This window comes from Anabaena azotica FACHB-119 (assembly GCF_014697625.1).
In the GTDB taxonomy this organism is placed as follows: Bacteria; Cyanobacteriota; Cyanobacteriia; order Cyanobacteriales; family Nostocaceae; genus Trichormus; species Trichormus azoticus_A.
The window spans coordinates 144,847-157,615 of the sequence record NZ_JACJSG010000003.1 but is presented as its reverse complement, the minus strand read 5'-3'; the positions used below and the strand labels follow the sequence as shown (position 1 = coordinate 157,615).

General features: G+C 39.2%; 7 protein-coding genes. 5 read left to right on the top strand and 2 right to left on the bottom strand.

The window, feature by feature from the left end:
- The first annotated feature begins 28 nt into the window (after positions 1–28).
- The 4 genes from H6G83_RS03175 (at position 29) to H6G83_RS03160 (ending at position 5,767) form a co-directional block, all read left to right on the top strand.
- A complete protein-coding gene (locus H6G83_RS03175; RefSeq protein ID WP_190466837.1) occupies positions 29–1,627 on the top strand; it encodes a glycosyltransferase family 39 protein in 1,599 nt (532 codons plus the stop codon).
- A gap of 999 nt (positions 1,628–2,626) precedes the next feature.
- On the top strand, positions 2,627–4,183 hold the full coding sequence (locus H6G83_RS03170; protein ID WP_190466835.1) for a glycoside hydrolase family protein: 1,557 nt from the start codon (positions 2,627–2,629) through the stop codon (positions 4,181–4,183).
- Between the two features lie 235 nt (positions 4,184–4,418).
- On the top strand, positions 4,419–5,099 hold the full coding sequence (locus tag H6G83_RS34775) for an SH3 domain-containing protein (protein WP_199328300.1): 681 nt from the start codon (positions 4,419–4,421) through the stop codon (positions 5,097–5,099).
- A gap of 305 nt (positions 5,100–5,404) precedes the next feature.
- The gene (locus H6G83_RS03160; RefSeq protein ID WP_190466833.1) at positions 5,405–5,767 is read left to right on the top strand and encodes a DOPA 4,5-dioxygenase family protein; all 363 of its coding nucleotides are present in this window, start codon (positions 5,405–5,407) and stop codon (positions 5,765–5,767) included.
- Positions 5,768–5,890: 123 nt separating this feature from the next.
- Here H6G83_RS03160 and H6G83_RS03155 read toward each other — a convergent pair whose 3' ends face one another.
- Positions 5,891–8,068, bottom strand: a complete 2,178-nt coding sequence (locus H6G83_RS03155; RefSeq protein ID WP_190466829.1) for a GumC family protein — start codon at positions 8,066–8,068, stop codon at positions 5,891–5,893.
- 769 nt (positions 8,069–8,837) lie between these two features.
- Positions 8,838–9,125, bottom strand: a complete 288-nt coding sequence (locus H6G83_RS03150) for a DUF427 domain-containing protein (protein ID WP_190466827.1) — start codon at positions 9,123–9,125, stop codon at positions 8,838–8,840.
- Positions 9,126–9,543: 418 nt separating this feature from the next.
- Between H6G83_RS03150 and H6G83_RS03145 the strand changes: the two genes are divergently transcribed.
- Complete coding sequence (locus tag H6G83_RS03145) at positions 9,544–12,630, top strand: CHAT domain-containing tetratricopeptide repeat protein (protein WP_190466824.1); 3,087 nt, start codon at positions 9,544–9,546, stop codon at positions 12,628–12,630.
- Positions 12,631–12,769: the final 139 nt, after the last annotated feature.

Here is a 12,769-nt window from a genome sequence, read left to right as displayed (position 1 = left end):
AAATGAATTTATTTAGAGAAAAATAGTTATGCGGCATTTCTCAGTTGTGCCGAGTTGGTTACGGTTCTTAATGATTTTGCTTTTAGTAATGTGTATCTTGTTTCGATTTGTTTATATCGACAGGAAAGTGTATTCTGCGGATGAAACTTATACTTCATTAAGAATTTCTGGCTATACGGTAGCTGAAGTCAAACAAGAATTATTTAAAGGACGGATAATTTCTAGGGAAAATTTTCTAGAATTTCAAAACACTAATGTGGATAAAGGCTTTAGTGATACAGTAATGTCTTTAGCACTGGAAAGTCCAGAAAAGTCACCATTGTATTTTATTATAGCTAGGTTTTGGGTAGAAATATTTGGTAATTCTGTGGTGGCAATTAGATGTTTATCCGCACTGATTAGTTTATTGGTTTTTCCCTGCCTTTATTGGTTTTGTCAAGAGTTATTTAATGTAATATCGCTACCGATTTTAGCGATCGCACTCATGGCAAACTCACCGATACCCCTAGTATACGCCCAAGAAGCCAGAGAATATATCTTCTGGTTAGTTACCATCATACTAGCTAGTACCGCATTACTCAGGGCGATCCGGTTGCAATCAAAGCACAAATCAGACACCTTTACAAGTTGGGGTATTTATGTCGTCACTTTGGCGTTGAGTTTATATACTTGTTTGTGGACTATTTTTGTGGCGATCGCTCATGGTATATATGTAGTATTAATTGCCAAATTAAGATTGACGGAAACTGTCAGGTCTTATCTAATAGCCACCATTTTCGGTTTTATGACATTTCTCCCTTGGCTATTGATTGTTTTTGCTAGATTCTTTCAATTTTTACTTTCATCAGATGGCATCAATAGTCAAGACATAAATACAATACCTCTAATTCCTTTTTTGTTAGCACAGGTGAGTAGGAGTTTTTTCGACTTAGATTTATCTTTAGACGCTCAACTCAATTATTGGATTTCATCTTTATTTATATTTTTAGTTATATACGCAACTTATTTCTTCTGTCGCACAACTAACTATCAAGTTTGGTTGTTTCTTATCCTTTTAATTGTAGTACCTGCTTTACCCTTAATTCTCCAAGCTGTCAATTCTGGTGGTATTCGTCCAGGTTCTGAACCTTATTTATTACCGTCATATTTAGGGATTCAAACCATTGTTGCTTACTTATTATCTACCCAAATGTATAACGGTAATGTCTCTCATCGGAGAATCTGGCAGATAATTATTGGATTGTTAATTGTTTGTAGTTTAATTTCTTCTAGATTATACTATCAAGCAGACACTTGGTGGAATAAGGGTATCAGTTATGGAAATCCTGAGATTGCTAGATTTATTAATCAAAAATCTCGTCCATTATTAATTAGTAATTTTTCGGAAATTAATTACGGTAATGTGTTTTCCTTAAGTTATATTGTAGAACCCAAGGTCAGGTTTCAGTTATTAAAAGACCAAACTGTGCCTACAATTCCTAATGATTTTACAGATATTTTTCTCCTCAACCCTACAAATGCTTGGCGACAACAAATTGTGAGAAAGTATCAGTTAAAGCCGAACCTTGTGTATGGGGATGATGATTATTTGATTTGGAAATTAGTCAAACCTCCTTCGGGGAGGTGAAGGGGTAGGGATAACTATCAGAACTTACGCAACTGGCACAGTAGTAGGGTGCGTCAGATGTGGAATATCCTTGAATATGTACGAAATTATTGGGGCTGACGCACCCTACAGTTAGTTTAATTATGACACTTGCGTAAGTCCTAACTATGTTGAACGAACAGCAGTTAGAAGCAACAAAATGAGTGTTTGCTCAATTAAAACTAAAATCAAACAACAAAGTCATACCGCAGATAGAAGTACAAGAACCTTAAACTTAGTAACTTTATTTGATTGATGGTATCAAGGGAAATTTAAGTCGGTAACAAAAGCAAGTATATAAAGTTTTTCCCTTTTAATTATTTTTTGAGCTCATATACCAAAATAGTCAATTTGTCAATGTGTTTAAACACTGATTAACTGTGATCAATCGCACACACATTGTAATTGCTGTAAACATATCATTTCATTTAATAGAAATAAAGTAGTAATTCAAGTTAGAAATAAATTTCTTGTAATTTACTTGATTTATTTTTTTAGGAAATAATTAATCAAAGTAATTTTTATTAATAAAAACAATTTTAACTTACAAGTTATATGCTTTTATTAATGAAAATTCATTTATTTTCTATTAAAAGTAATTGATTTGGCTGGAATCACGTAAACTCTATTAAAGAAAGTAATTTTATTTAAATTTATTTCAAAGCAAGGATTTTAGTCCTTTTTTATAGCTGGATTTCTTACTGAAAAACATGAATTATTTACTCGGCTCTAGTTACAAACTGAATATGCAAAGAAAGAGAAATTAAACTAGAATTATCTTTTCTTATTTCTCCTGCATTGACTTTAGGAAATTCCAAATAAAACAATATCCAAAATTTAGGGTGTGCTACTTAGGATAAACCTAGCCATACCCAGAAAATATTGATATCGATGCACCCTACTAACAGCCAAATTGGATAATTGATCTTTTGGTGTTTCTTAATATAAAAATTTAATCTAATGAACTGAAGGATTTGAAAAATGAATATTTCGCAAAATTGCCTGGATATCATCAAGAAATGGGAAGGATTCAGTAACAAGGCTTATTTAGACCCTGTTAATATCCCTACCATTGGATATGGCACAATTCGTTATCCCAATGGACAAAAAGTAGAATTGGATGATGTTATTTCAGAACAAGAAGCCGAAGATTTATTAAAATTAGAATGCGATGAAGTTGCTGAGACTGTTAAGAAAAATGTTACGGTAGCTCTGAATCAAAACCAATTTGATGCCTTGGTTTCTTTGTGCTACAACATAGGAACTGGAGCATTTGCAGGAAGTACGTTACTTAAGAAACTTAATGCTGGCGATTATTCTGGAGCAGCAGAGCAATTTTTGGTATGGGATAAAGCTACTAAAAATGGTGAGAAAATCGTCCTCCCCGGATTAACTAATCGCCGCAAAGATGAAAAGGCTTTATTTGAGAAAACTAGTGGAGAAGGAACTCCCTTAGAGAAAGCGGAAGAATCTCTACAAAATAAAGTTACGTGGTTGGAAGGTTATCGAGACAATGGCGATGATAAAACTATTATCGTCGCGCGTAACGGTGCAGATGTTGTAGAAATTTTAGTTTTAGAAAGCCCAGGAAAAGAAAATTTAATTACGGTTCTGCGTCAATATCCTAATGCTGAGAATTTTCTCCTAGCCCCCTCTGGAAAAGCAGTTCCTGACGGAGAAAGAATTGTCATCCAAAAAAGACAGCCGGCTACGATAACGCAAGTGAAGGATGAAGATGTTCCTTCTTTGCAAAATGCTTTATTAGTTATGGGGATGGGAGCAGAAGATAACACTTCAGACAGCCTCAAGCAGGATATAAAGAGGCTACAAACACGCTTGAGAGATTTGGGATATTACCAAGGAGAAATTGACGGGAACTTAGGTTTGAATACGGATAGAGCCGTTAAAGCTTTTCAGGCTAAAGTTTTTGGAAATAGTGAAGCTGACGGTAAAGTGGGGACAAAAACCTGGGAAAAACTTTGGGGAAAAGATGCTCCTAAGACTGCTGCTATAGTTGCTCCCGCCGATGTTTCTCCCGTAATTCCTGGGAAAACTTATCTCAAATTGACCAAGACGAATCGAAGAGATGAGTTCGGTTGTTTTGTTCTGAAAATGGAATACTATAAAGACGGTCAACTTCAAGATTTTTTAAATGTATGTTCTGGAGCGCCTAGCAGACAGATTTTTAAAACTGGAACGAAGAGTATTCCCAAATCTTTAGAACCTCTGCCTGAAGGAAAATGGCAAATAGAGAGCATTAAATGGGCAACAGGAAAGGATAAATACGTTGGAGAATTTCCTACTCCTGGGGTAGGGCCTGTCTCTACTCCTCTGACCTATCTAGAGCCAAATTCTACAAGGCGAAGTGCGATCGAAATCCACATTGACTGGAATCGACGAAAAGGCTCTCCTGGGACAGCAGGTTGCGTCGGAATATACAATATTGCCGATTATCAACGCTTTGTTAGTTGGCTGCGCGAAACCGACCCAAAAGGCTTTTATGTTGATTGGGGTTTAGGAACTTGTCCGCAACCGTAAATCTTTCTCTGTGTTACCCCCTATCAATCTTAGGGGGGTAATTATTTACATATATGCTTTTTATTTTTAATAAAAATAGAACATATAGGAATCCCATTTGATTTCTGAAAAAATCTCAGTACCTGTAGGGTAGGGAGTGCATCGCCAAAACCATGAGATGGTGGGCAGTGCATCAGCCTATGTATCTTTTAAAAATCAAGTATGAATTCTATATAATGAGAAAAAATTAAGCATAATGTCTAGTATACTGCCTTTTGTCTTGGCTTTAGTTATTGCTGGTAATCCTACTCAACCATCCGAAATTTGCCAAAGATTTTTCGTAACTACTCAAGATGGCTATGTCAATGTTCGTTCCTTTCCTCAAGTAAGAAAAGGTAATGTTTTAGCTGCTTTACCTACGGGTAGCTCAGTTGAAATCAGCCAGCACCGTCAGGGATGGTCAAGAATTAATTTTCCTGTTTCTGGTTGGTTAGCCAGCAACCAAATCTCTCGGATTTCCTGTGATGCAGGTCGCGAACTGTTAATGAATTTAGGACTCCCCACAATGAGTAATTTGGGGAAGAAGTCACAACTGGGAGATGAGAAAGCAGCACAGACTTTAGTGAAAATATCTCCCTATGTAGATGGAGTTTCTGAAGAAGTATATGCTGGTGTGATTGCAGAATGGGCTAATAAAAATCCCAGTTTTCTAGTTTCTATTCTCAATCGACAGAATCCATCAATGCGCCAATCGGTTCTATCTTCTCTTGATTTTGGATTAGGAGCTACTAATTCACATCAACGTCAAAAATTTGAAAATTTTCTTCAGCGTCTTTCCTCTGACAATCCTACCCTGAGAGATTGGCACAGACGAAATCGTGTATATCCCAAAGTGAACACAAAACTTAGTACAAAAAGTATTTTGATGTGGTTGTAGTTGGAAAACACGCCAGTAGTGGCGTGGCAAGACTAAAATGTTGTATTAGATTGGGAAAAAATTGAACGCAGGGGTAGGGTGCGTCAGATGTGGAAAATCCACAGAATGTGTACGAGATTATTAGGGCTGACGCACTCTACAGTTAGTTTGATTATGAGACTTGCGTAAGTCCTATTCATAACAAGCGATCGCCTACAGCCAAAAATCGGATAAGCTGAATTACAACAGCTATACTCCAGTTGGGTAAATAATACTGGGTTTGTTGGCTTTGTCGTTTGCTTCTACAACAGTGGGAGTCTCTAGTTATGACAGCAGAATCTCTCAATATCACCGGGTTTCATGCTCACGTTTACTTTGATAGTGACAGTTTTGCCACGGCTATGGGTATCCGTGAACAATTGGGGAATAAGTTTAATGTACAACTTGGGCGAGTGCATGAAAAACCTATCGGCCCTCATCCCAAATCAATGTACCAAGTTGCATTTTCAGCAGCAGAATTTGCTCAAGTTGTTCCCTGGTTAATGCTGAACCATGAAGGCTTAGATATTCTCATTCATCCCTTAACAGGTGATGATGTCAGCGACCATACAAGCTTTGCTTTATGGTTAGGAGAAAAGTTAGAATTAAATATTGATTTTCTCCGCCAAGTTACATCAAATAATAATTAAGTTGTTGACTATTGACTATTGACTATTGACTGTTGACTGTTGACTGTTGACTATTGACTATTGACTATTGACTATTAACTATTAACTATTGACTATTGACTGTCACCCGTCCCCTGTCACCTGTCACCTGCTATAACTACCGACTTCGTTAGCAATAATGCCAACTAAATTTAAGCTGTTTAAAATATCTACAGCTTGAGTTAGTTCGGTTTGTGTTACCCAACCAATACGTCCTACCATAATAATTCCATTGCAGTAAGAGGCGATAATTCTACTATCAACTGTGCCTAAAATTGGGGGAGCATCTATTAATACTAAGTCGTAGGTTTGCTCAAATAACTCGATTAAATCTTTCAATCGCTGAGAACTGAGCAATTCTACTGCATCCTCTGGTATCGGCCCCGCAGTTAAGATATCAATAGCTGGGTGAATTGGCTGGATATAATCGTGAATTTCGGTGTTTGTTTCATCGAGGAGTAGGAGAGATAACCCCCAGTCATTGGATAGTTGCAGAACTTTGTGGAGTTTAGGCGATCGCAAGTTAGCATCAATTAGTAGCACCCGTTTGTGCATATGCGCCGCACTAGCCGCTAACCCCAGCGCTAAAGTTGTCCGTCCTTCCCCTGGTATGGCGGAAGTCATCATCAGCGACTTGAAAGGAAAAGCAGACTTCAATATTTGCGTGTTTTGATAAACAATATCTAACGTTTCATGGCAAGGTAGCCAAACATTACCAACTTCTACAACTGGAGTTAAGTTGCGTCCCCCAACCCAAGATAAGCTGGGAAGGCGTTTTTCCATCATCCGGGGTGCTAATTTCGGCACTGCGCCTAGTAGTTTCAGATTACTTACTCTCTGCAAATTCTGTGCAGAATGAATAATTCTATGACGCATTCCCCACAGTAGCGCCAAAACAACACCCAAAACCGGCCCAGTAATCATACCTGCAACTATCAACCAGAATATATCATTACCAACATAAGTTCCTAGAGTTGGTTCTTCTAACAATTGCCAATCAAAACCTCCATGAGCAATTTTCATTCCCATAGACTGTTGTGCTTGCAGCATTTGCTCAAGTGTTTTACGCTGGGTTTCCACCTCTGGTAATAAACGCTGATATTCTGCTATCAAACTGGGAAATTTACTCAATTGGGAGCGAATTTGCTGTTCTGATTCTGCTAGCCTTTTTTCATTAGCAGTTAACTGAGTCACAGTTGTTTTCACCTGCACAAATTCTTCTACTAAACTTGGATCAACGCCAACTAACTGCCCTTGTATTTGGATTGTTTTTGTTTTAATTTCTGCCGTTAACCGTTTTAATTCTTGCTGTACTAACTTTAATTGACTCTGGCGTTGCTGCTGGAGATTTTGAATTACAGGAGAGTCATCTGTGTAGCGTAGTTGCTCTTTTGCTAAAGTCTGCTCAGTTTTTTGTAACTCACTCGTCAACGTTTTGTAGCGATTTGATTGAGCCAGACGCATCGATATAATTGCTTCCTCACTAGCCGCCGCTATCTTTTTCTCTAAATTTTGATAATGAGAGCGGATATCTGGCAATTGTGCGCGAGTTGTTTGTAACTGCTTTTGAGTGTCAGCTAGAGATTTGATCAAGAATTGACTTTGTAACTCTGGGTCTAATAAATTGTGCTTTTTGCGAAATTGTTCTAATTTATTTTCTGCTTGCCTTACCTGTTGTTTGATAACTGGCAACCGCGTATTAATAAATGCGAGTCCTTGATTTAATTGTTCTTGTCGTCGCTCTATATTGTAATCTTGATAGACTTTTTGTAAGGCTAAAAGTACCTTTTGAGTTTTAACTGGGTCGTTATCTTTAAAGGATATTTCCCATACTGGGGTAGGAACTGAATTATTTCCTTGCTTAATTTCTAACTGTTTTACTTGTAGGGGTGAGTCTTCGCTATTTTCAGTTTTGCCTTTGATATCTTCCGTGGTGATATTTGGATAATCAAAATGTAATAATTTTACTGCCTTATCGATTAGTTTGGAACTTTGCATTAAATTCTTTTGTACAGAATATTCCTCAATAATTAATTGGGCATCTGTACTATTGCTTCTACTTACTCCTTCAGATATATTAGGGGTTATTAATATCTGCATATGGCTCTTGTAAGTAGGTCTATGGGTCATAGCTACTAAGCTAGTAGCTGACATCACTATACAAGAAACACCGAAGACTATAAAACGTCGGCGCAGCAAAATTTTGGTAATATGGCGAAATTTTGCTGTCTTGGGTAAAGAATTAGTAACAAATTGTCCTTGCTGTAAACTTATGTTAGCCACTATACAATTCCTCTAATGTCGGTAAGATTTTGGCAAAGTCTCTTGAAAAAAATCAAACTGTGGATATATATTTGAGCGATTTCATGGAGAATTACACTTATATAAGTAATTTAACTAGTTATTGTAATGCTGGTAGACAATAAGCATATAGAGCTTAAGAGCAGAAGATTATTACTGTCAACTGCTGAAGTGAGTTTTTCATCATATCCTTATTGATATATCAAGGTTTATTTTTTCATAATTATGGAAAATCAACAATAGTAAAAAATAATGCGATTCAGCTATTTATTTAAAAAATAACTAAGTTATTGAAAACACATTTTCAAAATAAGCTTAATCAAAATTAAGTTATTTGCATTACCTATATATATTGGTAGGTGAAGCCAAATGTTCTCTATTGCAGGATTTTTATATATGTTGCCAGTGTAGCGATCGCCAAAATAATCACAACTGCTTATTTAACTGTTTGTGGAAATAAACATCAGGCTAAATCCAAGTTTTTAGAAACCAAATATACATCAACAAATAATTCAAATATTTGGTAAGTATAGCTTATGCCAATTCTGCCAGTGGTTTCTGGTATAAAGGCAATAAAATTTAGCTAATTCGCAATTTACTAAGAATAATAAAATTAAAGCTTATTTAAAATCATGCAATTATTTCCTGATTGTAGGAAAATGCTATGGTAGATGAAAAGATTTACCCATCATATATAAAGAGACGCGATTAATCGCGTCTCTACAATACTGAATTATTGGTTCAGTTAACTTTAGTTGTTTTCCACTTTTACACCCTTCCAAAAGGCAATGTAACCTTCGATATTCTTAGCCTTTTCTTTGGCGGTGGGGTAGTACCAAGCAGCGTCCTTGTTAACTTGTCCATCAACTTCGATGCTGTAGTAACTAGCCACACCTTTCCAAGGACAAGTGGTGTGAGTTTCGCTCTTCTGAAAGTATTGCTTGTTAATGGCATCAGGGGGAAAATAATGGTTGCCTTCCACGACTACAGTTTTATCGCTTTCGGCTAGTACGGCTCCATTCCAGATGGCTTTAGGCATAAGTGCGTTTGTGATCAAGGTTTACACTTAACATTTTGACATCTTTATACCTCAATACTGTTCAGATAAGAATAATTAACCGCCGATAAACGCCGATAAACGCCGATGAATTTAGATATTTAGTTAGGGTTTTGAACACCTACACCCCTACACCCTTATACCCCTATACCCTTGCCCAAACCCTTGATTTTTCGTTTTTATGCTTAAATCCTAACTGTGATGAGGCATTGGTAACAATCACTCGAAAGCTTGTTACAAAAACCGCAACCAAAGATGACTTCGCTGATAGCACCTATAAAATCAACATAAAGTTTCAGCAATATTACTGGCGACAATTAAATAATTTATTAATAGGCGGAATTGCTGCCAACAGGATAGGGCTGTAAATAATCACTGATTGAAGTTGTGGGGCTAAATAATGGAGAGGAGTGTAAAATCTCAATTGCCTTGCTGGCACTGGTTAGCAAAAACCACTCGCCACGGTTTAATTTTCTTGCTGAGTGTCGTTTTGCTGTCGGAGTCAGTGGGAGCAACACAGAGAAATCAAAGGTTGCATATAGCACAGCAACCAGAAAACACACAACAAGATGCAACTCGTGCTGCTGCGGAAAAACTGAGACAAGAGGGGTCAGAACTGTTTCAACAAGGCACAGCAGAATCACTGCGACAAGCAACAGAGAAATTGTTGGAAGCTTTAAAACTTTGGCAGCAAGTAGATGATAAAGCTTGGCAAGCAGTTACCCTTCTTGGTATTGGCGCTGTCTACTCTGATTTAGGAGAAAAGCAAGAGGCACTCAAATACTACAACCAAGCCCTGCCCCTATACCGGGCAGTGGCGGAGAGGGGAGGAGAAGCCATTACCCTCAACAATATTGGCAGTGTCTACTTCTCATTAGGAGAAAACCAAGAGGCTCTCAAATACTACAACCAAGCCCTACCCCTATTGCGGGCAGTGGCGGAGAGGCGAGGGGAAGCCAATACCCTCAACAATATTGGCAGTGTCTACGACTCATTAGGAGAAAAGCAAGAGGCACTCAAATACTACAACCAAGCCCTACCCCTATTGCGGGCAGTGGCGGAGAGGCGAGGGGAAGCCAATACCCTCAACAATATTGGCGCTGTCTACGACTCATTAGGAGAAAAGCAAGAAGCCCTCAAATACTACAACCAAGCCCTACCCCTATTCCGGGCAGTGGGGGACAGGCGAGGAGAAGCCAATAGCCTCAACAATATTGGCTTTGTCTACGACTCATTAGGAGAAAACCAAGAGGCACTCAAATACTACAACCAAGCCCTACCCCTATTCCGGGCAGTGGGGGACAGGGTAGGGGAAGCCACTACCCTCAACAATATTGGCTTTGTCTACTTCTCATTAGGAGAAAAGCAAGAGGCACTCAAATACTACAACCAAGCCCTACCCCTAAGACTGGCAGTGGAGGACAAGGCAGGGGAAGCCGCTACCCTCAACAATATTGGCCGTGTCTACTCCTCATTAGGAGAAAACCAAGAAGCCCTCAAATACTATAACCAAGCCCTACCCCTAATCCGGGCAGTGGGGAACAGGGCAGGGGAAGCCAATAGCCTCAACAATATTGGCGTTGTCTACGACTTATTAGGAGAAAAGCAAGAGGCACTCAAATACTACAACCAAGCCCTACCCCTATACCGGGCAGTGGGGGACAGGGCAGGGGAAGCCACTACCCTTTACAATTTGGCTGACTTAGAACGCAATAGAGGCAACCTGGAACAAGCCCGCACACACATTCAAACCGCCATCGACATCATTGAAGATTTACGCACCAAAATTATTGACCAACAACTGCGTACTTCCTACTTTGCCACAGTCCAAGATTACTATAAATTCTACACCGACCTGCTGATGCAACTGCACAAAAAAGACCCCTCCCAGGGCTACGACGCATTAGCACTACACATCAACGAACGTTCCCGCACTAGGGGTTTGGTAGAACTGTTAACAGAAGCAAACGTAAATATCCGTAACAATGTTGACCCCAAACTCCTAGCAGAAGAACGCCGTTTAAACCTGTTACTTGATGCCAGAGAAAAACAACTATCACAACTATTCAGTCAAAAACAACCATCAACCCAACGGATAACAACCACCAAACAACAAATCGAAAGCTTACTCAAACAACAGCAAGATTTAAAAAACAAAATCCGCACCTCTAACCCTGAATATGCGGCGCTGAAATATCCCCAACCTCTCGTCTTACCCCAAATTCAACAACAATTAGATCAAGACACCCTGTTGTTGCAATATTCCTTGGATAAAAAACGCAGCTATCTATGGTTAGTCACTCCCAACTCACTCGATACCTACGAACTCCCTGGAAATGAACAGATAGAAAAAGCGGCGAGAAATTTACACCAACAATTAACAAGTCCACTCATTGCTGGTGCAACCCCAGAAGAAAAAGCCGAATCTTATGCTGATACAACCAAAGCAGCAAAAGAACTGAGTCAAATTATCCTTGCACCCGTGGCTGGAAAGTTGGGGAAAAAACGCATAGTGGTGGTGGCTGATGGGATTTTACATAAAATTCCTTTTGCGGTGTTATCTGACCTAACCCCCCAACCCCCTTCCCTGCAAGGGAAGGGGGAGCAAGAGAACAACAAACTCCCCTCTCCGCTTCGGGGAGGGGTTGGGGGAGGGGTCAATTACCAACCCTTACTGGTGAATCATGAAATTATCACTCTCCCCTCCATCACCAGCCTCGCCACCCAAAGACAGCAACTCAAAGGACGTAAACCCGCACCCAAAACCCTCGCAGTTCTCGCTGACCCCGTATTTAGTGCTAATGATCAACGTGTCACTGGTAAAGCACCGCAAACTTCCGCTTCCCTTGACCTGGAACTAGAACGTTCAGCCCTGCAAAGGTCGTTGAGCAATCTTCATCGTGGTCAATTAAACCGACTCCCCGGTACACGCAATGAGGCTCAAGCAGTGCTGAAAATGGTGTCACCTCAACAAAGTCTGCAAGCCTTTGACTTTGAGGCTAACTACAACTTCGCCACCAGTAAACAATTAAGTCAATATCGCCTACTGCTATTCGCCACCCACGGCATTTTCGATGACACCAACCCAGAACTATCAGGTCTTGTCACATCCCTAGTAGATAAACAAGGCAAACCGCAAAAAGGTTTCTTACGCCTCAACGATATTTTTAACCTCGACCTCCCCGCCGAGTTAATCGTCCTGAGTGCCTGCGAAAGCGGTCTGGGTAAAGAAGTTCAAGGAGAAGGTTTAATTGGATTGACAAGGGGACTAATGTATGCAGGTTCAGCCCGTGTGGTTGTGTCTTTGTGGAAAGTCAATGATCAAGCCACATCAGAATTAATGCAGGAATTGTACACACAAATTTTGCGACAAGGCAAAACCCCAGCCGTCGCTCTCAGAGAAGCCCAATTGAAATTATGGCAACAACAAGATTGGCAAAATCCGCGTTTTTGGTCAGCTTTTACTATTCAAGGCGAGTGGAAGTAATTTGTAATTCGCAATACCATTTCACAACAAATATGATACAAATTCAAACACCCAAACCTATGCTAAGTCTGGTTTTATTAACTTTAAACTTTCCAAGACGAATTTTGAATTGGAGGAAGACATAAAAAAATTTCATATA

What these genes read in the sequence shown, in the direction of transcription:
- H6G83_RS03175 (WP_190466837.1), top strand. Translation starts at nt 29, where the DNA reads ATGCGGCATTTCTCAGTTGTGCCGAGTTGGTTACGGTTCTTAATGATT.
- H6G83_RS03170 (WP_190466835.1), top strand. Translation starts at nt 2,627, where the DNA reads ATGAATATTTCGCAAAATTGCCTGGATATCATCAAGAAATGGGAAGGA.
- H6G83_RS34775 (WP_199328300.1), top strand. Translation starts at nt 4,419, where the DNA reads ATGTCTAGTATACTGCCTTTTGTCTTGGCTTTAGTTATTGCTGGTAAT.
- H6G83_RS03160 (WP_190466833.1), top strand. Translation starts at nt 5,405, where the DNA reads ATGACAGCAGAATCTCTCAATATCACCGGGTTTCATGCTCACGTTTAC.
- H6G83_RS03150 (WP_190466827.1), bottom strand. Translation starts at nt 9,125, where the DNA reads ATGCCTAAAGCCATCTGGAATGGAGCCGTACTAGCCGAAAGCGATAAA.
- H6G83_RS03145 (WP_190466824.1), top strand. Translation starts at nt 9,544, where the DNA reads ATGGAGAGGAGTGTAAAATCTCAATTGCCTTGCTGGCACTGGTTAGCA.